General features: G+C 72.4%; 17 protein-coding genes, 1 tRNA gene and 1 pseudogene. 4 read left to right on the plus strand and 15 right to left on the minus strand.

Translation table 11 applies throughout. The features are described from left to right. Positions 1-129: 129 nt before the first annotated feature. The 3 genes from ACZ3X1_RS19715 to ACZ3X1_RS19725 all read right to left on the minus strand — a co-directional run bounded on the left by ACZ3X1_RS19715 (position 130) and on the right by ACZ3X1_RS19725 (position 2,722). Positions 130-888 (minus strand): thioesterase II family protein, encoded by a 759-nt coding sequence (locus ACZ3X1_RS19715; RefSeq protein WP_467280433.1) that lies wholly within the window; start codon positions 886-888, stop codon positions 130-132. A gap of 14 nt (positions 889-902) precedes the next feature. Next, positions 903-1,841, minus strand: coding sequence for a beta-ketoacyl-ACP synthase III (locus tag ACZ3X1_RS19720; protein WP_467280434.1), 939 nt, complete (start codon positions 1,839-1,841; stop codon positions 903-905). A gap of 80 nt (positions 1,842-1,921) precedes the next feature. Continuing rightward, positions 1,922-2,722: an AfsR/SARP family transcriptional regulator gene (locus ACZ3X1_RS19725; protein ID WP_467280435.1), complete on the minus strand. Its 801-nt coding sequence runs from the start codon at positions 2,720-2,722 to the stop codon at positions 1,922-1,924. 912 nt (positions 2,723-3,634) lie between these two features. On the opposite strand from ACZ3X1_RS19725, the gene ACZ3X1_RS19730 reads away from it, so the two are divergent. After that, positions 3,635-5,299: a PKD domain-containing protein gene (locus ACZ3X1_RS19730; RefSeq protein WP_467280436.1), complete on the plus strand. Its 1,665-nt coding sequence runs from the start codon at positions 3,635-3,637 to the stop codon at positions 5,297-5,299. 74 nt (positions 5,300-5,373) lie between these two features. Here ACZ3X1_RS19730 and ACZ3X1_RS19735 read toward each other — a convergent pair whose 3' ends face one another. The 8 genes from ACZ3X1_RS19735 to ACZ3X1_RS19770 form a co-directional block, all read right to left on the minus strand. Beyond that, on the minus strand, positions 5,374-6,708 hold the full coding sequence (locus ACZ3X1_RS19735) for a metallophosphoesterase (protein ID WP_467280437.1): 1,335 nt from the start codon (positions 6,706-6,708) through the stop codon (positions 5,374-5,376). A gap of 27 nt (positions 6,709-6,735) precedes the next feature. After that, the gene (locus ACZ3X1_RS19740) at positions 6,736-9,033 is read right to left on the minus strand and encodes an MMPL family transporter (protein ID WP_467280438.1); all 2,298 of its coding nucleotides are present in this window, start codon (positions 9,031-9,033) and stop codon (positions 6,736-6,738) included. Between the two features lie 95 nt (positions 9,034-9,128). After that, entirely contained in the window at positions 9,129-10,319 is a 1,191-nt protein-coding gene (locus ACZ3X1_RS19745) for an alpha/beta hydrolase (protein WP_467280439.1), read from the minus strand. Further along, on the minus strand, positions 10,316-11,416 hold the full coding sequence (locus tag ACZ3X1_RS19750) for an NAD-dependent epimerase/dehydratase family protein (protein ID WP_467280440.1): 1,101 nt from the start codon (positions 11,414-11,416) through the stop codon (positions 10,316-10,318). Before ACZ3X1_RS19750 ends, ACZ3X1_RS19745 begins: the two co-directional genes overlap by 4 nt. Continuing rightward, a complete protein-coding gene (locus ACZ3X1_RS19755; protein WP_467280560.1) occupies positions 11,391-13,664 on the minus strand; it encodes an MMPL family transporter in 2,274 nt (757 codons plus the stop codon). The genes ACZ3X1_RS19750 and ACZ3X1_RS19755 overlap by 26 nt, the downstream gene beginning before the upstream one ends. After that, positions 13,664-15,376 (minus strand): FAD-dependent monooxygenase, encoded by a 1,713-nt coding sequence (locus ACZ3X1_RS19760; protein WP_467280441.1) that lies wholly within the window; start codon positions 15,374-15,376, stop codon positions 13,664-13,666. The genes ACZ3X1_RS19755 and ACZ3X1_RS19760 overlap by 1 nt, the downstream gene beginning before the upstream one ends. Beyond that, positions 15,373-16,050: an HAD family hydrolase gene (locus ACZ3X1_RS19765; RefSeq protein WP_467280442.1), complete on the minus strand. Its 678-nt coding sequence runs from the start codon at positions 16,048-16,050 to the stop codon at positions 15,373-15,375. Before ACZ3X1_RS19765 ends, ACZ3X1_RS19760 begins: the two co-directional genes overlap by 4 nt. Further along, positions 16,047-17,030, minus strand: a complete 984-nt coding sequence (locus tag ACZ3X1_RS19770) for a ScbA/BarX family gamma-butyrolactone biosynthesis protein (protein ID WP_467280443.1) — start codon at positions 17,028-17,030, stop codon at positions 16,047-16,049. Before ACZ3X1_RS19770 ends, ACZ3X1_RS19765 begins: the two co-directional genes overlap by 4 nt. A gap of 306 nt (positions 17,031-17,336) precedes the next feature. Here ACZ3X1_RS19770 and ACZ3X1_RS19775 point away from each other — a divergent pair, with 306 nt between their 5' ends. Next, positions 17,337-18,191 carry an AfsR/SARP family transcriptional regulator gene (locus ACZ3X1_RS19775; protein WP_467280444.1) on the plus strand — a complete coding sequence of 285 codons (855 nt, stop codon included), beginning with the start codon at positions 17,337-17,339 and terminating at the stop codon, positions 18,189-18,191. 72 nt (positions 18,192-18,263) lie between these two features. On the opposite strand, the gene ACZ3X1_RS19780 is transcribed toward ACZ3X1_RS19775, so the two are convergent. After that, positions 18,264-19,643 (minus strand): acyltransferase family protein, encoded by a 1,380-nt coding sequence (locus ACZ3X1_RS19780; RefSeq protein ID WP_467280445.1) that lies wholly within the window; start codon positions 19,641-19,643, stop codon positions 18,264-18,266. A gap of 138 nt (positions 19,644-19,781) precedes the next feature. On the opposite strand from ACZ3X1_RS19780, the pseudogene ACZ3X1_RS19785 reads away from it, so the two are divergent. Together ACZ3X1_RS19785 and ACZ3X1_RS19790 are read left to right on the plus strand one after the other, a co-directional pair. Next, positions 19,782-20,246, plus strand: a pseudogene (locus ACZ3X1_RS19785) (serine/threonine protein kinase); the annotation flags it as partial. A gap of 270 nt (positions 20,247-20,516) precedes the next feature. Then, positions 20,517-20,589, plus strand: a tRNA-Arg gene (locus ACZ3X1_RS19790). A 55-nt stretch (positions 20,590-20,644) separates the two neighbouring features. Here the strand turns inward: ACZ3X1_RS19790 and ACZ3X1_RS19795 are convergent. From ACZ3X1_RS19795 to ACZ3X1_RS19805, 3 genes are all read right to left on the minus strand, one after another. Beyond that, positions 20,645-21,985, minus strand: a complete 1,341-nt coding sequence (locus ACZ3X1_RS19795; protein ID WP_356812712.1) for an ATP-binding protein — start codon at positions 21,983-21,985, stop codon at positions 20,645-20,647. 497 nt (positions 21,986-22,482) lie between these two features. Further along, complete coding sequence (locus ACZ3X1_RS19800) at positions 22,483-22,686, minus strand: hypothetical protein (RefSeq protein WP_356812713.1); 204 nt, start codon at positions 22,684-22,686, stop codon at positions 22,483-22,485. A 94-nt stretch (positions 22,687-22,780) separates the two neighbouring features. After that, complete coding sequence (locus ACZ3X1_RS19805) at positions 22,781-24,742, minus strand: MFS transporter (RefSeq protein ID WP_467280446.1); 1,962 nt, start codon at positions 24,740-24,742, stop codon at positions 22,781-22,783. Between the last annotated feature and the right edge of the window lie 210 nt (positions 24,743-24,952).

The raw sequence follows: 24,952 nt of genomic DNA on the forward strand, positions 1-24,952 counted from the left end.
CCGCCGGCCGCCACCCCCCCCCCCCCCGGCCCGGCCCCCCCCCCCCGCCCGGCGCCCCCCCCGGCCGGGGGGGGGCCGCCGCCCCCCCCGGGGGGGCCGCCCCCCCGGCGGCGGCCGGCTGCCGGTCGGTCAGTACGCGAGGGCCTCGCGCAGGATGTCCACGACCGCGCCGCGGTGTTCGTCGGCGAGGAGGAAGAAGTGGTCGCCGTCGAAGCGGCGGACCCGGCAGGGGCCGGTGGTGTGGTCGGCCCAGCCGTCCAGCGGTTCGTGCGGGACCAGCGGGTCGGCCGTGCCGCCGAGGACGTGCAGGGGCACGTCGAGCCGTATGTCCTCGAACCCCACGGCGGCCTCCCGGCTGAGGTCGATGTCCGCGCGCAGGACGCGCGTGACGTGGGCGAGCATGTCCGGGTCCTGCATGACCCACTCGGGGGTGCCCCCGCCGTCCCGCAGCAGCCCGACGGCGTCCTCCTCGCTGCTGGTGGCGTGGGCCCGGCGCCTGGTCCGGCCGGGCACCTGGCCGCTGACGACGGCGGCGCGGCAGTGCGGACCGAGGAGGTGCGCGGTGCGGACGGCGAGGAGCGCCCCGAGGCTGTGGCCGAAGACCACGGTGGGCAGCGGGTCCCGGCCGAGCACCTCGTCGGCGACCGAGTCGAGGACCTCGTCGAGGCGGCAGCCGGGGGTCTCGCCGAAGCGGCGCTCCCTGCCCGGCAGCGACAGCCCGAGCACTTCGATGTCGTCGGGGAGCGGTTCGACGAGGGGGAAGAGGGTGTTGGGGCCGGCGCCGGAGTGCGGGAACACCAGCAGCCGCAGCCGGGGCGCGACCGCCGCCCCCTGCAGCCGCAGAAGCGGCCACCAGGGGGCGGTGGAGGAGGACTTCACCGTGGTCACGTCGCCTCTCCCGGTCACGGGCAGTGGATGATCTGGCCGGCGTAGGACAGGCCGCCGCCGAATGCGAAGAGCAGTACGGGCGATCCCTTCTCGATCTCGCCGCGCTCGACGAGCTTGGAGAGTGCGAGCGGGATGCTGGCGGCCGAGGTGTTGCCGGAGTCCACGACGTCCTTGGCGATGACGGCGTTGACCGCGCCGATCTTGCGGGCCAGCGGCTCGATGATCCGCAGGTTGGCCTGGTGCAGGACGACGCCGCCGAGGTCCTCGGGCTTGACCCCGGCCCGCTCGCACACCTGGAGCGCGACCTTCGGCAGGGCGGTGGTGGCCCAGCGGTACACCGACTGCCCCTCCTGGGAGAAGGTGTGGGACGGCGCCTCGATGCGCACGGCGTGGCCCATCTCGGGTACGGACCCCCATACGACCGGGCTGATCAGGGACTCATCGGAGGCGGCCACGACGGCCGCTCCGGCTCCGTCGCCGATGAGCACGCAGGTGGTGCGGTCGGTCCAGTCGGCGAAGTCCGTCAGCTTCTCCACGCCGATGACCAGAGCCTTGGTGGCGGATCCGGTCCGGATGCTCTGGTCCGCCAGCGCCATTGCGTGTGGGAATCCAGAGCAAGCCGTGTTCACATCAATCGCGGCCGGGGCCTTCGCGCCGACGGCCGCGGCGACGCGGGCCGCCATGTTGGGAGAGCGGTCCTGCGCCGTGCAGGTGGCCACGATGACGAAATCTATGTCGGCTCCGGTCAGGCCCGCATTCGCCAGAGCGTTTGCAGCGGCCTTTGCTGCCATGTCCGAAACGGACTCGTCCTCGGCGGCCACCCGACGGGTCTTGATCCCGACCCGGCTCTGAATCCACTCATCACTGGTCTCGACCATTTGCTCCAGATCGGCGTTGGTCAAAACTTTTGACGGCTGATAGTGCCCGAAGGAAAGGACGCGGGACCCGACCATCAGTGATTCTCCTCGTTCCATGGACCCTGACCCGGATCCGGATTGACCAATGGTCAGCCTATGCAGCGGGGTGACCGCCCTCACGCCGCGGTCACGCCCACCAGCTGATCCGCGCCACAGTCGTCCAGGGAGGGGGCGTGGGTCAAGATCGCATGCTGAAGCCGCTGGAGGCGGGGGGCGGGCTCGATCCCGTGGTCCTCGACCAGGTTCCGCCTGACCCGGCTGTACGTGGCCAGCGCCTCGGCGGTCCGCCCGCTGCGGTAGAGCGCCACCATCAGGTAGGCGTAAAGGTTCTCCCACGTCGACCGGTCGTCGAGCAGGGCGTATATCTCGCCCACGAGAGCCTTGTGGTTTCCGAGTTCGAGTTCGAGCTCGAAACGCTGCTCGTGCGCGAAAGAACGGCGTTCGTCGAGCCTGCGGCCGAGGGATTCGAACGCCGGAATGCTGCGCAGATCCTCAAGAGCCTGCCCGCGCCACAAAGAAATGGCCTGCTCGAAGGTTTTCGAAGCATTCTCCCTTTCACCGTTCCGGCGAAATTCCCGGGCTGTCACGAGCAGCCGATCGAATTCGTAGACGTCGAGATCGCACCCGACGAGCCGGAGTTTGTATCCGGGCGGCTGCGTGGTGATGAGGGCGGCCGCGTCGAGATCGAGGCTCTGGAGGTGCTTGCGCAGCTTGGACACGTAGACGTGCAGGGCGGTGGAGGCGGTCTGCGGGGGAGCGCCCGACCACAGGGCCTCGATGAGCCGGCCGGAGGACACTGCCTCGCCGTGGTGGGCACAGAGATAGGCCAGCAGGGAGCGGAGCTTGAGCGCTCTCGGCGAAACCTGGGTCCCGTCCTCTGTCTCTATCTCTACTGGTCCGAGCACTTGGAACTTCACGACATTCCCCCTGGTAGATCTCTGCGCCACGAAGGGGATGCGAACAACCGGCCTGCAACGTGCAGCCCCCCTCCGCACCCCTAGATCTTTCATGGGGTACCTAGATCGAGTCAAGCCGCTCATCTCGCATCTGAGGAACTCTTGAGGTGTCGAGAGGGAATCTCCGGATTACGAACGCTCCACACGAATCGGCCACATCTCACACTCATCCGGCATGACCCGATTCCGTTTCTTCGTCACCCTTGAGCGACCATTTCCCGCCAACGCGCCCCAGCCGATCAAGCCAAATTCAAACGGCTAGAAAGCGACCTGCGGCGGGCGGCCGTACCACCGCGAACCGGACATCCGACGGTCCCGGCCCGGCGGGCCACAACACCTCCGGGAGGCGCCCGATCCCGTGCCTGACGGGCTCAGGAGCCGCCCTGACGCACTCTCACCGCGACCGCCCGGCCACCCTCCGTACGTACCGCGGGAACGCCGGGCGGTGTCCGCCCCGCGGCCCGAGGACTCCGCCCACCTGCGCGGACTTGCGGGTATGGTCCCGAAAGACAGCCGCCTCCCGGGGCTTTGGGGGACGTCCACCCGCGTGGATCGACGAGGCCACCTCGGCGGTTGACGCGTCGGCGCGACTGCCCGGAGGCACGGGGGGACCGGATCCCGGGCACGCACGACGACGGCAGCACGGCCGCGGGCGATGCCTGACCCCCATCGCCCGCACCGTCGCCGGCTGCCTGCGGCCGGACATCCCCTCCAGCCACATTGATCACTTTCGGTGCAACCGCCGAGAACGCCCTGTCGTCCCCTTCGGCAGGGCGTTCACACGTTTCGGAAACTTGTTCGCATCGACCATCCGGTATGTGTACTCTGAACGCGCTTCACTTCTGAACTGGTTCAATAAACAAGGGGGGACCGGTGCAGCGTCACCGCGTCATGATTTCGGCTGCCGTCGTAGCGGCAGTCATCGGCTTCGTACCCACAGCGGCCCAGGCCGCAGACCGCCCCGCGGAGCGCCAGGGGAGCGCAGCCGCGGCGATGGACGCCGCCAAGGCCGCCGCGGCGAAGTCCGCCGTCTTCCACAGCCCGGCGGAGCGTACGGTCCGCACATCCGGCAAGGCAGCGGCCGCTCCGCAGGCCGCGGGGGCCGCAGGGGCCGCGAAGGGCAACGCCGGCCTCGCCGTCGATCTGCGCGCCTCGGCCACCTCGGCGCACGGCTTCAGCCTTGCGTCCCAGATCACCAGCGCCGCCGGCTCGCCCGTCAAGGTCGACATCGACTGGGGCGACGGCAAGACCGACACCGAGCACGTCACCGGCGGGAAGCTGCTGACCTCGAAGCACACCTTCGCCGAGGTCGGGACCCACAAGGTCACGGTCACTCTGACCGACCAGGACAACAACGTCACGGCCACCAACAGCGTCGACGTCCAGGCCGCCGGCTCGAAGTTCACCCCGCACGCCCCGACCCGGCTGCTGGACACCCGCTCCGGCATCGGCGGCAGCAACCGTCCGGTCACCCCGTACGGCGTGGCCCGCGTGAAGGTCGGCGGCAACAGCGGCATCCCGGACGACGCGACCGCCGTGGCGCTCAACCTCACCGTCGTCAGCCCCCGTTCCGGCGGCCACATCACGGCCTACCCGTCGGGCACGGAGCAGCCGACCACCTCCAACGTCAACTTCACCGCGGGCCAGACCGTGCCGAACATGACGATCGTGCCGGTGGGCGCGGACGGCTACGTCGAGCTCGTCAACCGCAGCTACGGCGACGTGGACCTGCTCGCGGACGTCACCGGCTACTTCAGCCGCTCCGCCGCCGCCGGCGGCTACACCGCGCTGGAACCGACCCGCATCGTCGACAGCCGCGCGGGCCTCGGCACCTGGGGTCAGGTCGCCGGTCAGAGCCAGTTCCCCGTCCAGGTCGCCGGCCGCGGGGCGATCCCGTACTCCAACGTCACGGCCGTCGCCCTCAACGTCACCGTCACCGGCCCTCGCGGCGCCGGCCACCTGACGGTCTTCCCGAGCGGACAGCAGGCGCCCGGCACGTCGAACGTGAACTTCAGCGCCAACCAGACGATCGCGAACTCGGTGATCGTCCCGGTCGGCCCGGACGGCCAGATCAACGTCCGCAACGGCGCCTGGGACCCGGCCGACGTGGTCGTGGACGTCGTCGGCTACTACACCCCCAACGGCGGGGCCGCCTACCTGCCCGTGCTGCCGACGCGGCTGCACGACTCCCGCGAGTGGGACTGGCCGGTGGAGGGCCAGGACTACCGCTGGCTGCCGCTGGCGGACGGCAAGCCGAACAACACGGCGTACGTCCTGAACACGACGGTCACCAACACCCGCGGCAGCGGTCACCTCTCGGTCGCCCCGGACCCGAACACCTGGGCGCAGTACGACAACGACACGTGGAAGCCGCCGACCCCGCCGAACTCCTCGAACCTGAACTGGACGGGGGGCGCAACCGTCCCGAACCTGGTCCAGGCGAGCACCGGCAAGACCGGCGTCATCGACTTCTGGAACCGGGGCTGGGAGCCCGCGGACCTCGTGGTCGACATGTTCGGCGTCTACCAGCAGAACTGATCCACCGGGCGGACCGCGCCCTGACGACCGTGCCCCGGGAACCGCCCTACAGGCTGTTCCCGGGGCACGGCCCGTTACGCGGGCAGCGGCGAGCGCAGTTCCAGCAGGGTGATCTCCGCCGGGGCGCCGACGCGGACCGGCGGGCCGAAGAAGCCGGCGCCGTTCGTCACGTACAGCTGCGTGTCCTGCACCCGGCCCAGCCCGGAGTTGACGGGGTTGGCCAGCGAGGTGACCGCGGTCAGCGGGAACATCTGCCCGCCATGGGTGTGCCCCGACAGCTGGAGGTCCACGCCGTGCCGGGCCGCCTCGTCGGCGAAGACCGGCTGGTGGGCGAGGAGCACGACGGGGCGCGAGAGGTCCCGCCCGCCCAGGGCCCTGCCCAGGTCGGGCCCCCGGCCGAACTCCTCCCCCGCCAGGTCCTCGACGCCGGCCAGGTCGAGGTGGGCGCCGTTGTGCCGGATCTCCACGCGCTCGTTCACCAGCGGCCGCACCCCCACGTTGCGCATCTCGTCGAGCCAGTCCTCGACCCCGTCGTAGAGGTACTCGTGGTTGCCGGTGACGAAGAAGTTGCCGTACCGGGATTCGAGCGCCTTCAGCGGCCGGGCCGCGGGTCCCAGCTGGGACGCGGTGCCGTCGGCGAGGTCGCCGACGATCGTCACCAGGTCGGCCTGGAGCCCGTTGACCATGCGGACGATCCGCTCGGTGTGGGCGCGCCCGAGCAGCGGCCCGAGGTGGATGTCGCTGACGACGGCGATCCGCAGCCCGGCCAGGCGCGGGTTCACCTTGGAGAGGGTGACCGGTACGCGCTTGACCAGCGGGTCGCCGAGGGCCGAGGACATGCCGTAGCCGACCGTGCCGAGGGCGGTGACCCCGGCCACGGTGCCCACCGCGCGGCCGAGGAACAGCCGGCGGCCGAGCTGCCGTTGGTCCTCCGGCGCGGCGTCCGGCGCGGTGTCCGGCGCGGTGTCCCGGGCCGGCTCCGGCGCGGGCTCCGGCGGGGGCGCGGGCGTGGGCGCCACGGCCGCGCTCACGGGAGCGGCGGCCGCCACGGCGACCCGTACCGGAGCCGCACCGGCCTGCCGCCCGGCGCTCCGCCGCCACCTGCGCAGGAGCAGGGCCCGCGGCAGCTCCAGTACCGCGAGCGCCATCAGCAGGTAGAGCAGTACGCCGATCAGGGTGTAGCCGGGCCACGCCAGGAACCGGCCGCCTCCCCCGTCCGAGGGGTCGAACAGCGGGGTGAGCATCCGGGTCGCGGGAGCCAGCAGCGCCGACAGCACGACGCCCAGGGTCGCCAGCCGCCGGACCGTCGTCCCGGCCCCCGTCGTGTCACGGACGAGCCGGATCCACAGGTAGGAGTGGACGACTGCGGAACCCGCCAGCATCAGCGCCCACAATCCGATTCCCAGCATGTGTCTGTCTCCCTCGGACCTGGTGGATCAGGAGCGGCCGGCGTGGACGCCGGCCCCGGCCGTGTCGGAGGCGGCGGCCGCCGGGGGCGCGGCCGGTGACGACTCGGAGATGCCGAACCGGTCGTGGAAGGCGCGCAGCGGCGCCGGAGCCCACCAGTTGGCCTTGCCCGCGAGCCGCATGGAGACCGGTACGAGGACCGCGCGGATCAGCGTCGCGTCGACGAGGATCACGACGACCATGCCGATGCCGAGCATCTTGAGGAAGACGATCTCGGAGGAGGCGTACGTGGCGAACGACGCGGCGAGGATGACCGCCGCCGACGTGATCAGCGGTCCGCTGCGCTCCAGGCCGGCGGCCACGGCGCCCGCGTTGTCGCCGGTCAGGTCGTACTCCTCCTTGATCCGCGACAGCATGAAGACCTCGTAGTCCATGGAGAGGCCGAAGGCCACGCAGAACATCAGGATCGGGATGCTGGGCTCGATCGAACCGCTCGGTGTGAAGCCGAACAGGTCGGCGAGGTTGCCCTCCTGGAAGATCCACACGAGGACGCCGAACATCACGCCCATGCTCAGGGTGTTCAGGAGCATGGCCTTCGCCGGGAGCAGCACGCTGCCGGTCATCAGGAACAGCACCAGGAAGGTGGTGACCAGGATCAGGCCGAACACCAGCGGCAGCCGGTCGACCAGCTCGGCACGGAACTCGCTCAGCTCGGCCGGGTAGCCGCCGATCTTCACCGCGCCGGGTTCGGCGCCCTTGGCGGCGACGGAGCGGATCTCGGAGTGGGCCCGGTCGATGTCCTGGGCGACGGTGCGGTGGGTGGCGACGACCGAGTACCAGGTGTCGCGCTCGCCGGCGAACCGGCGGGCGGACTCGCCCGGTTCGGCGATCTTCCGCCCCTTGGCGTACGAGCCGGTGAGGGCGTCGACCTGGTGGATCCCGGCGATCTGGGACAGCTCGGCGGCGGTGGCGTCGATCGAGGCGCGGTTGGCGTCGGTTCCGGCCTGGCCGCTGCGCAGCACCTTGATCGCGCTCATCTCCTCGGCGGCGAAGTTGTCGAGGACCTGCTGCTGGACCACCCGGCTGGAGACGTCCCGGGGCAGCACCTGTGCACCGGGCACGCCGAAGGTCAGGCCGAGGGTGGGCGAGGCCAGGCCCAGGAGCACCACCAGTGCGGGGATCCCGTAGAGCAGCGGGCGGCGCATCATGCGCAGCGCGGTGTGGTGCCACCAGCCCTGCTCGGGTCGGGTGTTCTCGTTCTTGCGCAGGACCTTGCGGCCGAGCCGGGCCAGGGCCGCGGGCAGGATCACGAGCGCGGCGAAGACCGAGGTCAGGACGGTGGCGACACCGGCGTACGCGAAGGAGCGCAGGAACGGGAACGGGAAGAGGAGCAGGGCGGCCAGCGACAGGACCACGGTGAGACCGCTGAAGGCGACGGTGCGGCCGGCGTGGGCGACGGACTGCTCGACGGCGTCGGGGACGCTCAGTCCGGCCCGTAGCTCCTCGCGGAAGCGGTTGATGACGAAGAGGCTGTAGTCGACGCCGAGGCCGATGCCCATCACCAGGGCCAGGTTGGCGGCGAAGGTGGAGACGTCGGTGAGGTAGGTGACGCCGCGCATCAGGGCCAGTGTGGTGATCACCGAGAAGAGGCCCATGCCGAGGGTGAGGAAGGCGGCCGAGAACCGGCGGTAGATCACGAACAGGAGGAGCAGGACGAGCGGGAAGACGATCATCTCCGCCCGCAGGAAGTCCTTGCGGGACTGCTCGGCCGCCTGCCGGAAGATCTCGTCGCCGCCGCCGACCTGGACGGTGACCCGGGCGCCGTCCCGGGTGAAGGCCGGGGAGATGTCGGCGAGCCTGGTCCGGGCCTCGGTCACCGTGCCCGCCATGCGGGCGATGATCAGGGCCTGCTTGCCGTCGTTGCCGCGCATGGCGGGCGAGTTGCCGCGCGACCAGTACGAGAAGACCTCGGCCACGCCCTCCCGGCCGGCCAGCTCCCGCTCCACGGCGCGGCCTTCGGAGGCGACCGCGTCGCCGTCCACGGTGCCCTGCTTGGCGGTGACCATCAGCAGCACGCTGGGCGTGCCGGCGTCGAACTCCTTCTCCAGGAAGGCCCGGGTGGTCACGGATTCGGAGCCGGGGGTCTCGAAGCGGCTCAGGACCAGGCGGTTCATGGTGCCGGCGGCGAGGACCAGGCCGAGTACGGCGAGGACCACGCCGGCCCAGACGACGAGCCGGGACCGGTCCGCGGTCACCCGGCCCCATCGCTGGAGGGCCGGTGGGCGGGCGTGGGGGTCGGGACGGTCGGACGTGTGTGTACGGGACATGGTCTGCTCTCTGGACGAAGGGGAGGTGTGGGGGGGAAGGGGTCGGTGGCGGATCACCGGTGATGGCTCACAGGTGGCGCTTCACGGGCGGCGCTTCACAGGCCGCGTGCGTCGAGCCAGGCGCCGATCCGGTCGAAGGTGGAGGCCGCGGAGCGGGCCATCGTGGCGTAGTGGCCGGCGCCGGGGACGGTGACGAGCTCGGTCGGGGCGCCGGTGAACAGCCGCTGGTGGGCGGCGCCTCCGGTGACGCGGGCGTCCGCGTCCCCGTAGACCAGCAGGACCGGGACCTTGATCGAGCCCAAGTGCTCCAGGTCGGTGAAGACGGAGTCGAGCTGGGAGCTCATGTCGCCGCAGGGGTGCCGGTTCTGGTGCGGGGCGGCCGCGTCCATGACGCGCTGCTCGGTGTCGTGGAAGTTGCCCCGGCGGAACTGGTCCGGGCCGAGGTCGTAGTAGACGTAGCCGCTCGGGTCCGAGGGCTCGCGGCTGGGCTGGCCGCCCGCCATGCAGCCCTGGAGGGCGCTGAAGAAGCGGGTGTTGGCCTCGGGGGTCAGGCCCCGATCGGTCCAGTCCATGATCATCAGGCCGTCGACGGCACCGAAGGAGTACGCCTCGATCTGCGCGACCTGACCGCCGTTGGACTGCCCGGCCAGGGTGACCGTGCCGAAGCCCTGGGCCGTGTCCGGGCCCTCGGCGGGCTTCCCGCCGAGGGTGTACGTCCCCGCCCGCAGCTGCTGCACGATCTGGTGGGCGATGTCGGCCTCGGCTCCGATGCAGGTGTCGAAGCCGTCGGGGCGGTCGCTGGCGCCGTAGCCGAGCCGGTCTACGGTGACGGAGGCGTGCCCGCGCAGGGCGAGCTCCTCGGCGTAGTGGTAGCCGGGCACGTCGAGGCGCCAGTACCACTCCCCGGAGGCGATCCCGTGCTGGTAGAGGGTGACCGCCCGCTCGCCGCCCGCCCACACGGACGCGGGCGCCGTCAGGTGGCCGCTGATCCGCTGGGTCGCGCCGCTGGTACGGCAACCCGCCTTGCTCCCGTTGGTGTTGCGCACGGTGAAGCTCACCGGTACGTCCACGATGTGCCGTGCCGCGAGGCGCGCGGCAGTCGCCTTCGCGGCCTCCTCGGCCTCGGCCGGGGACGGCGGCACGGACACCGCCGCCGTGCCCGCGGCCGCTCCGGCGCCCGGATCGCCGGCCGGGGCGCCGGCCGCGGCGGTCATGGCGGCGGCCACCGGACTCGCCAGCAGTGCGACGGCCGCACCCAGTACGGCGATCCGCTTGATGATGCTCATGAGCTGCGCACCTTTCGTGCCGGCGCCGCGGCGGCCGGAAGCTGTCCCTGCGCCCGGTGCCAGGCGGCCTGGTCCGCGACGGTCTGTTCCAACGGGCGGAAGCTGACGCGGAGTTCGCGCACCGCCCGGGCGGAGGAAACCCTCCTGTGGTGTCCTTCGAGGAGCGTGCGCATGCCGGTCCGGGTGGCGACGGGCGCCACCTTGCGGACCTTCGCCTGCCACTCCAGGACCGACGCGATCGTCATGGCCGCCGGGGCGGGCAGCCTGCGCGGCACCGTCCCGGAACCGGTCGCGCGCACGACCGCCGCGCAGATCTCGTGCAGCGGGTACCAGCTGCCGCCCGCGATCCACCGCCCGCCACCGGCCTCCGGCGCGGCCGCGGCGACACAGACGGCGGCCACGTCACGGGCGTCCACCACGTGGTTGCCCGCCGCCGGCAGCGCCTTGATCTCGCCGCGCGCCACGGCCAGGAACAGCCGGGCCGCGGAGGTCGGTCCGGCGTCGCCGGGCCCCCACATCCAGGCGGGCAGCACCAGCGGCACCCGCAGCCCGTACCGCTCGGCGAAGCGGCTGGTCAGCCGCTCCGCGCGGATCTTGCCGGCCCGGTAGTGGTTGCCTCGGGAGGGATCCCCGTTGGGCGTGTCCTCGTCCGCGGGCGCGTCCCGGGCCCCGCCGCCGAGCACGGCGATGGAGCTCGTCTGCACCACGGTGGGCACCTCGGCGTCCACCGCGGCCTTGAGCAGCTCCTCCACCGCGTCCACGTTGGTGCGGTACAGCAGTTCCAGGTCGTGGCCGGGCTGGTAGTACTCGCGGAAGTACGCGGCCGTGTGGATCACCGCGTCCATCCCGCGCAGGGCGCCGGCGTAGCTGTCGACGTCGTTGACGTCCCCCGGGACCAGCCTCAGCCGCGGGCAGGTGGGCAGCAGCCTGCGGGCGCGCCCGACGTCCCGGACCACGGCCGTCACCTCGGACCCGGCGGCGAGCAGCCGGGCGACGACGGCGTGCCCGAGCAGCCCGGTCGCGCCGGTGACCATGACGGCGCCCGGCTCCGCGCGGCGCGGCGGCGCCGGCTCAGAGGGCGGCGGGTTCTCGGTCATGCGGGGTCCTTTCGGGGCCGGCGGGGGTGTGCGGTGCGGGGGGCTGCAGCTCGGGACCGGCGCCCTCGCGCAGTCCGAGACGGCGGTGCAGGCGGCGCAGCGGGGCGGGGGCCCACCAGGTACGGGGGCCCAGCAGCGCCAGCACCGCCGGAACCAGCAGCGTGCGGACGACGAGTGCGTCGACCAGGACGGCCAGGGCGACGCCCAGGCCGAGCATCTTGGTGTTGGTGATCCGGGACAGGCCGATGGAAACGAACACGACGCTGAGGACCACGGCGGCGGCGGTGATCAGCCCGCCGGTGCTGCGCATCCCGGCCAGTACCGACGCCCGGTGGTCGCCGCCGCGGTCGTAGTGCTCCTTGATCCGGGCGACGAGGAAGACGCCGTAGTCCATGGACAGGCCGAAGGCCACGCAGAACATCAGGACCGGAAGGGTCGCCTCGACGTCCCCGGTCGCGGTGAAGCCCAGGGGCCCGGACAGCGCGCCCTCCTGGAACACCCCGACGACGGCGCCGAACATGGCGGTCAGGCTGAGCCCGTTGAGGACGACCGTCAGCACCGGCAGCACCACGCTCCCGGTGAGGAGGAAGACCAGCACCAGCGTGCCGAGCAGGATCAGCGCGAGGGCGGGGACCAGGCCCCGTCCGATGGCCGCCTTGCTGTCGACCACCTCCGCCGCTGGACCGCCGACGGACGCGCCGTCGGGCCCCGCCGCCGCGCGCAGGACCCGTACGAGGTCCTGGTGGGCGGCCGAGGTCGCGGCCGTGTCGTCCTCGGCCACCACCGTCAGCAGGTCGTACCCGGCCGTCCGGCGTCCGGAGTCGGCGGGCGAGGCGACCTCCGTGCGCCGCCCGTCCCGGTAGGTGCCGGCCGAGGACTCCACGCGGGTCACCCCCGCGAGCGCGGACAGCTTCCCGGCAATGCGGCCGGTCCGCTCCGACTCCTGGGCCGTGGCGGCCCCGCCGTCGCGCAGCAGCACCGGGACCGAGCCTTCGGGCAGGTCGTCGAAGTCGGCGCGCAGGGACTCCTGGGCGGCCCGCGACTGGCTGGACGCGGGCAGCTGGCGGTGGTCGGCGGTGCCGAACCGCGCGTTCAGGAACGGCAGCCCCAGCACCAGCAGCACCCCGGTCACCGCGACCGTGACCAGCGGGGCGCGGCGCATCACCAGCCGCGTGACCCGTCCGCCGGGTCCCGGCTCCGCGGCCGTCCCGCGCCGCCGCCGTCGTACGGTCAGCGCGTCCACCCGGCGCCCCAGCAGGGCGAGCACGGCGGGCAGTACCGTCAGCGAGGCGAGCGCCGAGACCAGCACCACGGTGATGCCCGCGTAGGCGAGGGAGCGCAGGAAGTACAGCGGGAAGACCAGCATGGCCGACAGGGCGACGGCAACGGTCAGCGCCGAGAAGAGGACGGTCCGCCCGGCGGTGCGCACCGTACGGGCCACCGCGTCCCCGGGTGCCGCCCCGGCGTCCAGTTCCTCGCGGAAGCGGCGCACGATCAGCAGCGCGTAGTCGATGGCGAGGCCGAGCCCCAGCGCGGTGGTGAGGTTCTGCGCGAAGACCGACACCTCGGTGAACCCGGTGACGATCCGCAGGACGGCTCCCGTCGCGAGGACGGTGACCAGGCCCACCAGGACCGGCAGGGCCGCGGCCAGCACTCCGCCGAAGACCTGGACCAGGACGATCAGGGTGAGCGGCAGTGCGATCAGCTCGGAGCGGGCCAGGTCCTCGGCGACCGTGGACTGGATCTCCTCCCGCACGGCGAGCGGTCCGGTGATCCGGACCGTCAGCTCGCCCTGGCCGCCCCGGAAGCGGGGAGCGAGCTCCTCCAGCGCCGACCGGGCCCGGTCCTCGTCGCCCACGACCCGGGCGGCGATCACGGCCTGCCGTCCGTCGTGGGAGCGCAGCTCGGCGAGTCCGGTCTGCCAGTACGAGACCACGCCGACGACCGGCTTCTCGAAGGCGAGGCGTTCCGCGAGCCGGGCGCCCTGCGCGGCGAGCGCGCGGTCGTCGACCTGCCCGCCCTCCGGTACGGACACCAGCAGGACCAGGTTGGGCTGCTGCTCGGGGTAGTGCGCCTCCAGTACGCGCTGCACGCGCGCCGATTCGGAACCGGGGTCCGTGGTGCCGCCGTTGCCGAGCCGGTCGGGCAGGTCCGCCCCGAGCAGGATCGCGTCGAGGACCAGGACCAGGGCCGCGACGAGGAACAGCCAGGGACGGCGCACGACGTGCGCGCCGAGGAGCCTCAGCATCACGCCACGCTTTCCACGGCGGCGCCGAGCACGGACACCCCGGCAGCGAGCCGCGTCAGGTTCCGGTGGGAGGACCAGGCGCCGACCGCCCCGTCGGGGCGCACGTAGACGACTAGCGGGCCGGCCTCGGCCAGCGCGGTCAGCTTCCGGCCGATGTCCACGGCCCGGGCGTACGGCGCCGACGGGTCGCTGCCGCCCCGGGGCCGGTGGTCGGTGAGCAGCAGGACGTCGGTCCGGGAGCGCACCGGCGAGCGGGCCGCGAGCTCGGCGGCCTCGGCGGCGGTGCGCTCGCCCACGTCGACGCCGGCCGTGGCGGGGCCCCCGGCCGTGGCGGGGCCGCCCGCGCCCTGGAGGACGAGCAGGGTGTGCCGGCCGGTCGCGAGGAACTCGTGCAGCGAGGCCGCCTCGGTGCCGTGCAGCGGCTGCCACGGGGTGTCGGGCAGCCGGACCCCGGGGCTCAGCAGGCCCGCACCCCTGCCGCCGCGGCCGCCGCGGGTACCGGGCTCGGGGAGTTCACCGGGAACCGCCGGGCTCGATTCCAGACCGGGATCGAGCTGGGCCAGCTCCGGAACGATCCTGCGGTCCAGCGCGCCGGTGGCGGTGGCCACCTTCAGCAGGGTGTCGCGCAGGACCCGCTTGGGCCCCTGGCGCAGCATCCACAGCCGGGTCTGGCGGTCGGAGTTGCGCAGCGCGCGCAGGGCGGCCGGCCGCCGCTCGGCCTCGTAGCTGTCGAGCAGCGCCGGGTCCGCGCCGTTGATCACCGCGGCCAGCTTCCAGCCGAGGTTGAAGCCGTCCTGCACACCGGTGTTGAGGCCTTGGCCGCCGGCCGGGCTGTGGCAGTGCGCCGCATCCCCGGCGAGGAGGACCGAGCCCTCGCGGAACTTCGCGGCGACCTTGGTGTGCACCCGGAAGGTGCTGCGCCACCAGGTGGATTCGAGCTTCCAGCCCTTCGGGCCGCGGGCCGTGAGCAGTTCCTGGAGCTCCTCGTCGGACAGCGGCCGCACCTCGCCCGTGGCGTCGCGGTCGAAGAAGACGCGGTGCCCGCCGCCGGGCAGGGGCACGACGACCAGCACCCCTTCGGGGGTGAGGTGGTACTGCGCCTCGTCCTCGGGCAGTCCGCCGGTGAACACGCCGTCGCCCAGCAGGAAGTCACGTGCGTAGGTGCTGCCCTCGAAGGCGATCCCGGCGGCCGCGCGCACCGTGCTGTGGGTGCCGTCGGCGCCGACCAGCCAGCGCGGCGAGAAGGGTGCCGGGGAGCCCGTACCCGGAACGGTAAGGGTGACGGAGACGTTGGAGGGGGTGGAGCCCGTGACGCGGGCGGCGGCGAGTTCGGTGTTCCACTCGACGTTCCCGCCGAGCTTGAGCAGCCGGTCGTAGAGCACGCCCTCGGTCACCGACTGCGGTACGCACAGGGGGCGCGGGAAGGCGGTGTCGGCGAGCGCGCCGAAGCGGACGCCGCCCGTGCGCCTGCCGCCGGACCAGTAGGAGGCGCCGGACAGCGGCAGCGAGCGCTTCTCCAGGGAGTCCGCCACGTCGATGCGGCGCAGCACCTCCAGGGCGCCGCTCCACAGGATCAGTGCCTTGGGTTCGCTGGCCGGCCCGTTCCTGCGGTCGATCACCCGGCAGTCCACCCCGTGCTGGAGCAGGGTGCAGGCCGCGGTGAGGCCGGTGGGGCCGGCACCCACGATCAGCACGGTGTCCGTGTGCGTCATACGAGGCTCCTGCCATAGGCGCCGCCCCGGGACCGGAGCAGGGCCACGATCTGGTCGACCGCCTCGTCGGTGGTGGTGAAGTGGACGGCGAGCATGCCGAGGTCCGAGGCGGCCTGGCAGTTCTCCTCCAGGTCGTCGAGGAAGAGGCATTCGTGCGCCGTCGCGGGCAGCCGCTCCAGCAGCCGCCGGTAGATCAGCGGATCGGGCTTGCGCACCCCTTCCTCCGAGGAGTCGACGACGGCGTCGAACAGCTCGTCCACGGGGAGCTGGGCGCGCCAGCGCGGCCCCCACTCCTTGACGTTGTTGGTCAGCAGCGCCGTCCGGTAGCCGCTCTGCCGCAGTTCGCGCAGGAAGCGGACCAGCCGCTCGTTGACGGTCCGGGCGCGGAACCACACCTCGCCGAACGGCTCGTCGCCGAGCAGGTCCGCGTAACCACGGCCGCCGGGCAGTTCGGCGAGCACCCGCTCGACCATCTCCTTCTCGGTGCAGCCGGCGGTCTCCAGGTCGGCCATCGGGCTGCCGCCGTGGCGCTGCGCGGCGCGGGCGAATGCCTGCCGGAGCTCGGGCAGGGGGACGTCCACGGCCCGGGCGAAGGCCGCGAAGGTCTCGTCCAGCGGGTTGGTCAGGACACCGCCGTAGTCGACGACCACGGTGGTGATGGGGCGGAACGTCACTGGGCCACCTCGAGGCGGAAGGAGGCGACGGCCCGGCCCTGCTGGAGGACGTCCACGACGACCGGCACGACCAGGGTGCGCAGGGAGTCCTTGAGCCGGAACTGCTCCACGCGTGCCACGGCCCGGGTCTGGAGGTCCAGTTCGGCGAACTCGTGGAACTGCGCGTCCATCGCCGTCACCTGCAGGCCGGTCGCCGAGATGGCGTGCAGCGAGGACACGGAGGCGGCGGCCAGCTGGCGGGCCGCCTCCAGCAGGAGGTTGCCGGGCACGTGGTCGAGCTGGTGGTCGAAGAGGTGGGGGTGGGTGGTGTCGGAGAGCACGGTGGCGGCGAACGCGCTCTCCCCGGCGGGGAGGGGCTGGGTGATCACCACGTTGTACGGGTCGCGTCGGCCGACCGAGGCGGGAGCGGCGGCCACGTGGGTGGGGAGGGCGCCGAGGGTGTCCGCGAGCGTGCTGCGGCGGCGGTCGCGCAGCGCGTGGTAGACGCCGCGGGTGAAGAAGGCCAGGCCGCCGCTGCACAGCAGCGCGTCCTGGCCGTCGATGGCGAGCGTGCCGGAGAAGTCGATGGCCTGCACCCGGCCGTTGCGCTTGCGCTGCGGCAGGACGGTGAGCGTGGCGACGGCGCGGGCCGGCCGGTCGCCGGTGCGCAGGGCGGCGCGGTCGCGCACCTCGGTCTGCAGGTGGCGGAAGATGAAGGACTCGTCCAGCGAGACGTCCTCGTAGGCGTGCGCGAGGAACACCCCGGCCTGCCGCAGCATCTCGATGAGGAGGAGGAAGTCGTGGGTGCCCGACTGCTCGCCCATGATGTGGGCGCGCGGCAGCTGCGCGGCGACCTCATAGGTGTCGGCCCGGTCCGGTACCCGTCGGGAATCGGTCAGGAAGACCTCGGCGATCGCGGCGCGGTGGACCATGGCCCGCGGGACGGTGCTGTCGAATCTGAGAGCGGAACGTAGCTCGTCCTGCTGCGCTGGACCTGTCATCGTTTTCTCCAAAGAGCGAGAGCGGGGACGCTCTCACCTTGGAGTACGTGGTTTGACGAGCCGCTGGAACGATCGCTGACCGACCGCGGCGGCATCCGGGCCACATGTGTGTGGCCGCCGCACGGATCTCAACCAGCGGACAACGTCAAGGGGTCGGGGGATGTGATCCCCCTCTCATTTGATCTCCAAATGGCGCGAACCAGTCGGTAATACCTAGCCTTACCGTGGCCTTACTCGGGGGGAAGAATGAGTGGTGTGCTGCTGCGTGAGCGCGGCTTCTACGGGAACGACAGAGGTACTTCACACTTGCGTTTCCGACTGCTGGGACCGCTCCAGGTCAACCGGGGAGCAAAGACACTGGAGTTGGGACCGCCCAAGCAACGGGCCCTGCTGGCCGTGCTGTTGCTGCGACCGGGCCTGGAGACGGGCGTCGACCAGCTGATCGAGTCACTCTGGGGGGAGGACTCTCCGGCGTACGCGAAGAACCTGATCCAGAAGTCCGTCTCGGGCCTGCGCGGCCTGCTGACCGGATTAGACGGCGACGACCCCGGCGTCACCCTGGAGTGGTCCGGCGGCGGCTACAGGATGGACGTCGGCGCCTCCGAAGTGGACCTCTACACGTACGAGCAGCTGGCCGCGGCCGGCATAGCGGCAGCCCGCAAGGGCGAGATCATGCAGGCGGTCAAGCTGCTGGAAGAGGCCCGCACGATGTCCACGGGCCCGCTCGTGGAGGGGCTCGAAGGACCCATGCTGGACCGCGAGCGGCTCTACCGCCAGGAGCGCTTCCTGGCGGACATGGAAGTGCGGGCGGAGCTGGAACTGGAACTGGGCCGGCACCGAAACGCCGTCCCGTACCTGCACTACGCGGTGCACAAGTACCCGCTGCGCGAGCGCTTCCTGTGGCTGCTGATGCTGGCGCTCTACCGCTCGGACCGCGGCAACGAGGCCCTGACGACGTACGCCGTGCAGCGCGCCCGGGTCGTCGAGGAACTCGGCGTGGAGCCCGGCCCGGCCCTGCGCGCGCTCCACGCGCGGCTGCTGCTGCAGGACCCGCAGCTGATGGTCATGTCGGCGCTGCGCCAGGACAGCGGCGCAGCGCAGGACGAGATCGCCACGCCGATCACGATCCCCCCACTGGCCCGCCGCGGCCCCTTCGACTGACGACCCCCGCCGGCACCCGCCGGACCTGACGACTCCGCCCCGGCCCCCACAAGGGAGCCGGGGCGCAATCGCCTACGTCCGGGCGACTCCGGTGCGCCTGGTCCCGGAGAGGGTGGCCTCGGCCTCGACGGAGGCTCCGGACGGGGCCGGGAGCGCGGTCGGGGTCACCGGCCGGCGGCGGTCCACCGCCGCGTGCACCCGCCGGCCCAGGCGCTGCATCGGCATCTCGACCAGCCGGTACATCAGGTGGCTGACGCCCACTACGACGCCGAGGAAGATCGCCGCCCAGGCGATCCGGCCGAGCGTCGAGGACGGCTGGGGCGGGATACCCAGCAGCGGTTCGACGGTGCGCAGCAGCGGGATGTGCAGCAGGTACACGGAGAAACTGATAGCGCCGAGCCAGGTCAGCACTTTCGGGAAGCGACGCTTGCGCAGGAGGAAACCGACACCGAAGAACACCCATGCGGCGAGGTAGGCGACGGACCAGGCCTGCCAGCTCGCGGTCCAGCTGTGGTTCAGGACGTCGCCGCGGTTGTAGAGCCAGCCCACCAGCACACCCGCCAGGACGACGAATCCGCAGGTGAGCAGAGCCGGCACGCGGCCGAGCTGTCCATGCTGCGCCCGGTACACGACGGTGCCCGCGAACATCGTCGCGAAGATCATCCAGGTCTCGAAGGCGGGAGCCCGGCTGTTCAGCGTCACCAGGACCAGTCCGACCCCGCCGAGCAGCAGCGCGCCCGCGCCGGTCAGCATGCGGTTGCCGCTGAGCACGCAGGCCAGGCCGGTGAGCACGATCGGCGTCACGATCAGCAGGAGCAGGCGGACCGAGCCGGTGTCCGAGGTGAGGAGTTGCGTGCCGACGGCGGTACCGACGGCCAGCGCCACGCCGGTCAGGCCCACCGCGATCGGCCCGCTGTGCCGGTGCAGGCCCCGGGTGAAGAGGGCGGTGACGAGGAAGTAGAACACCATCTCGTAGCAGAGCGTCCAGGTGACGTTCATGCCGTTGTAGACGCCGAGCAGGTCCTGGAGCATCAGCCCGTTGGCCACGAGCGAGGCGAGGTCGTCGTTGGTGCGCAGCAGCGCGACGGAGCCGTCCCCGTCGGGCAGCATCATGATCGAGAGGGTGAAGGCGGCGATCAGGGCCGGGTAGATCCGGAAGATCCGGCCGATCCAGAAGCCGCGGACGTCGCCCCGCCGCTCCAGCGAGGCGGGGATGATGTAGCCGCTGACGATGAAGAAGAGCATGACGCCGAACAGGCCCATGTCGAAGTTCCGCCCCACCACGTCCCCGAAGGGCAGCATCTTCAGCACGTCGAAGTGGTGAAGTGCCACGACCAGGGCGGCGATGCCGCGCAGGGCGTCCAGCCAGCCGAGCCGGCCAGCCGGCGCGGCGGCCTTCGGCGCGGCCCCCGGGTCGGAGGTGCGCCGGGTGAGTTGGGGTATGTGCTTCACCGCAGGGACGATAGCCGACGCCCCGACGGGCCCGCCGTCACCCGTGGACCGGGCGGTGCACAGCGGCCCGACACCGATCCCAAGTGACCTTGCCCTTATGGAGGCGCATCCGCGCAGGACGATCCGCTGGCTGTCAGCGGTCACGAGAGCAGGGCCGTTCTGGCGCTGCGCCGCCAGCGAGCGGCAATCCGCCTCCTCGGCGGCGACTACCGGGCCGCCCTGCCCGAGTTCGAGGCCCTCGCCGACGCCTGCGCCCGCGTCATCGGACCCACCGGGGCGAGCAGTCCCGCGCCTGCCGCGCCCAGGCGGCCCGGTGCCGCACCGAACTGGGCCAGGTCACCGACGCGCTCGCCGTGCTCCAGGGCGTGCTGAACGCCGTGCGGGCCGTCGACGGTGACGTCAGCGAGGAAGCGGTGGAGCTGCGGCACAACATCGGGATGCTGTTGCTCACCCAAGGCCAAGGCGCCGAAGCCCGGCAGGTCCTCGAACCGCTCCATCAGGACATGTGCATGATGTTCGGCCCTGACGACGAGATTGACCGTCGAGATCGCCGACGCGCTGGCCCTGATCCGCCTGGACCTCGACGGCGACGCTGCCAGGTGACCCACCCTCTCTCCGCGTCCCCCCGGCTTCAAAACCCCAAGGTCACGACCATGCCCTCGCCTCAGACCCGCTGCTGCGGCAATCCATGCGACCACTCCCAGCCTGATCCGCTAGGCTGTCAGCGGTCAGACGGCTACCGGGCGTGTGCCCGGGAAAGTGTCCGCGAGGGCGCTGCCCGATCCGCGTACGCACGCAAGCTGACCAGGACGTTTGTCCGTCCGAGTCGGATGGCCCCAGCGGGGTTTCCGACAAGGTTCGCGACAAGCCCCCGCCTTCGTAGCTCAGGGGATAGAGCACGGCTCTCCTAAAGCCGGTGTCGCAGGTTCGAATCCTGCCGAGGGCACAGTCGAGGACCCCGCCGTCGAACGGCCCGGGGTCCTCTTCGCGTTGTACGGGCTTCAGCGGACGCGGCGCGTGCAGGAGCCGGGGGCCGGCGGTCCGTCCCGGTGGCCGTCCCGGGCGGGAAGGGGCTCGGTCGCCGGCGGCGACGCGGGGCCCGGGAGCACGACGCGGGCCTCGGCGCCGCCCTCCTCCCGGTTGCGGAAGGCGAGGGTGGCGCCGAGGACCCGGGCCTGCCCGACGGCGATGGTCAGGCCCAGCCCGTGGCCCTTGTTCGTGCCCTCCGTGCGGAACCGCTGCGGTCCGGTCGTGATCAGGTACTCCGGATAGCCCGGCCCCGCGTCGGTCACCGTCACGACCGGACCGTCCACCGTAACCGTGACCGGGGCGGCGCCGTGGCTGTGGGCGTTGGCGACGAGGTTGCCCAGGATCCGCTCCAGGCGGCGCCGGTCCGTCTCCACCCGCGGGGAGGCGAGCACCGTCAGGGCGGTGTCGGTGCCGGACGCGCGGATCGTACGGGCCGCCAGGTCGGCCAGGTCGTAGGAGTCCAGTTCCACGCGTTCGCTGCGCGTCTCCAGCCGGGAGATCTCCAGCAGGTCCTCGGTGAGCGCGCGCATCGCCTGCACCCGGTCCCGTACGAGCTCGGCCGGCCGGCCCGGCGGCAGGAGCTCGGCGGCCGCGTTCAGGCCGGTGAGCGGGGTGCGGAGCTCGTGGGCGACGTCCGCCGTGAAGCGCTGTTCCGCCTCCAGCTTGCCCTGGAGGGACGAGGCCATGGTGTCCAGGGCCCGGGAGACAGCCGCGACCTCGTCCTTGTGGCGGGGTCTGTCGCCGACCCGGGCGTCCAGGTCGCCGGCGCTGATCCGGCGGGCCACCTGCGCGGTGACGTGCAGGCGCCGGGTGATTCGTGTGACGCCGACCGCGCCGATGAGGAGGGTGACGCCGATGGCGAGGCCCGAGGAGCCGAGGATCGCCCGGTCGAGGTCGGCGATGGTGCGCTCGGCCCCGCGGAAGTCCACCGACACGGCGATCGCGCTGCCGTGCTCGGCGGGCGCGGCCGCCCACATCACGGGGCGCCCGCGGTGCCTGCCGACGGCCGTGCCGCGCTTCCCCTCGCGTGCGAGGGCGCGCAGCTCCGGGGGCAGGCCCGAGGGGTCGATGCCCTCGCCGCGCGGCAGCCGCGCGCCGTCCTCGTAGGCCTCGATGGACCGCTCCAGCTTCAGGAGCGCCTTCTCGCGAGCCGTGCCCACGGTCTGGCGGGTCATGGCGCCGTGCACGAGGCAGCCGAGCAGCGCGGCGAGCCCGCAGCACATCAGGGTGATGAAGACCGCGGCCTTCCAGGTCAGGGTCGAGGTCCAGGCGGGCAGCCGCGGGCGCGGCCGCAGCCGCGCTCTGCGCTGCATTTCGTACATGGTCAGGTCACGGTAATGCGCCCGCCCGGACGGGCGAGCGGCGGGATCCGGCCGGATCCCGCGAGATCGAGCCGGATCGAGCCGGATGGAGCCAGGGCCGGCCGGCGGGCCGCCCGGCGCGGAACCGGAAACGGAACCCGAAGCGGAACCCACAACGGAGGCGGAAGCGGATGCGGGGGACGGAGGCGGGGGCGGCCGCTTCGGCCGGGCCCTGCGGCGGCGTCAGGACGCACGCAGCCCTCCCGGCCGGAGCCGGAAGGGCTGCGCCACCACGGATGTGCCTTCTCGCGAAGGGATGTCTTGTCGATCAGGCCGGATCAAGGGGCGGGGTCTGGTGCCATGGGCCCCCCGGGCCCGCAGGACGGAGGGGAAGCATCGCGAGGCGGACGAGGGAGGCGACGCGGAGCGTCGTCGACCGAGGACAACGCGGCGAGGTGCGGTGCCGGGACCCGCGAGCCCGGCCTGATCGGCGAGACACCCCCAGGGGATCAGCTCAGGCCACTGCTGCGTTCGCCGATGCGGTCGCCCTGCGGAGTTCCGGCCCGCTTGAGAGCGGCCTTCGTGTGCGGTCCGCCCTTGACCTTGCTCCGTACAGGACCGTCGAAGCCGTGACCCGGGGGGCGCGGGGGCTGCGAAGCCTCCTGCGCCTTGGCGATGGCCGCCCGGACGTCCCGCTTCTGCTCTTTGTTCATCCCGTCGTCAACTCCCTCAGGAAGCACCCAATCGGACTACTGGGATCGTATGCATATATACGGAGCAACGCACCCGGACCGGAGCGTAAAGAAGTCAGGGAGTCGAGCCGGTCGCCGGAGCCGGACGCTCCGGCAGCCCCACCGTCGCCTGGATGACCTCCTCCGGGCAGGGCGTGCCCCGCGGCAGCTGGTACTTCGCCGCCACCCGGTACTCCCCCGGCGCCGGAACCAGCAGCTCCGTCCACACGTCGCCCTCGCCGTCCGGCAGCGCCTTGAACAGGCACCCGGCGGTGTTCGCGAACTCCTTGGGCACGGCCCCCCGCGCCTTCGAATCCGCGGTCTCCTGCGGCGGCGGCACCGGCTTGCCCGCCCCGTCCACCAGCCCCAGCCACGGCGAGTGCGGGATCCGCACCAGCACCCGGCCGGCCCGCTTCGCATCGATGACCAGCTGGTCGGCGCCCGCCCGCACCACGGTCGCGGGCCCCGCCACCAGGTTCGTCGGATCGTCGACCTTGAACAGCTGCCAGTTCGCGTCGCCCCACACCTGCTGGAGGTACGGGAGCCCCGCCCGCACCAGCTTCGCCTCGTCCTCGCCGCCCGAATCGGGTTTGTCGGCCGGCAGCACCACGTAGTGCACGGCCCAGCGCTCCAGCCAGGCCCGGTAGCTGTCGGCGGTGAGCGTGTCGTCGTAGAAGAGCGGGTTGCGCTCCAGGTCGGCCTGCCGGTTCCAGCCGCGCGCGAGGTTCACGTACGAGGGAAAGGCCGAGGACTCGCGGTGGCTGCTGACGGGGACCACCTCGACCCGGCCGCGGTCGGCGCCCGCCTTCTGCAGCTGGTCCACGAGCGGGGCCAGCTCCCGGTTCCAGGCGGCCACCGGCGTGGTGCGGACGATGTCCGTGATGCTGTTGGTGGTGATCCAGGCGTTCAGGCCGACGCACGCGAGCAGCACCCCGTACCAGCGCCGCGAGCGCGGGACCTCGTACGGGAGCGCCGCGAGCAGCACGGCGCCGCCGAACAGCATCACCATCCTGGTGACGTTCGAGCCGATCTGGGAGTCGATCACCCAGGTCAGGAAGACCCCGAGGGCGTAGACCGCGGCGGCGATCCGCACCGTCTTCCAGCGCCGCGGCACGAGGAAGAAGATCAGCAGCCCGAACACGAACGGCAGTCCAGCCGAACCGATCTTCATCGGCTGCGTTCCGGAGAACGGGAAGAGCCAGGCCGACAGGCCGACCACCGCCACCGGGGCCAGCCCCAGCGCGTACGCACCGGGGCGCCGCCGGCTGAGGAACAGCGCGGCCGCGATCACCCCGAGGAAGAGGCCCGCGACGGGGCTGGCGGCGGTCGCGAGCCCGGCGAGCGGGGCCGCCACCGCTGCCTTGGCCCAGCGGCGGTGCGCCCATTTGCGGGGCCAGCAGAAGACCGCCGCGACCGCGCCGAGGGCGAACATCGCGCCGAGCCCGAAGGTGACCCGGCCCGAGAGCGCGTTGCAGAACAGCCCGTACGCCCCGGCCAGGGCGGGCCACACCGGCTCCCGCACGGCCCCGCGGCAGCGGGTCAGGATCAGGGCGAACAGCCCGGCCGAGACGGTGCCCGCGATCATCATCGTGGTCCGCACGCCGAGCATGTGCATGAGGTACGGCGAGACCACGCTGTACGAGACGGGGTGCATGCCGCCGTACCAGGCGAGGTTGTACGCCGAGTCGGGATGCCGGCCCACGAACTCGGCCCAGGCGTCCTGCGCGGCGAGGTCGCCGCCGCTGTTGGCGAAGGTGAAGAACCAGACGACGTGCAGGACGGCGGCAACCAAGGTGGCGACGGCCACCGGGTGCCGGCGGAGCGGGTCGAGGGCGCGGGTGCGCCGCCGGGGCCGCTCCTGCAGCTCCTGCTGCCCTTGCGGCTCCGGCTGTCCCTGCGGCTCCTGCTGCCCTTGCGGCTCGTGCGGGCCCTGTGCCCCCGGCCGCGGCGGCAGGGCGCCGGCGCCAAGGCCCGGGCCGCCGCCGTCGGCCGACGGGATGGCTGCCTGGCGCTGGCCCTGCTGCTCAGCGGTGGTCACTGCCGCACTCCCCACACATGGATCCGCACCGGCACGCATCTCCGCGTACCGGGTCCACCCTGTCGTCCCTGTAGCTGTAGTCCCTGCCGTCAAAGTCTCGCCGAGCCCGCCCCCCGGCGCCCGGCGCCCGGCACGCACGTTGCGGACACTCGCTAGACGCGCACCGGCGCCCCGGGGTTGCCCGGGGCGCCGGATCAGTGCTCTCACCGA

This window comes from Streptomyces sp. NPDC023541 (genome assembly GCF_055559995.1).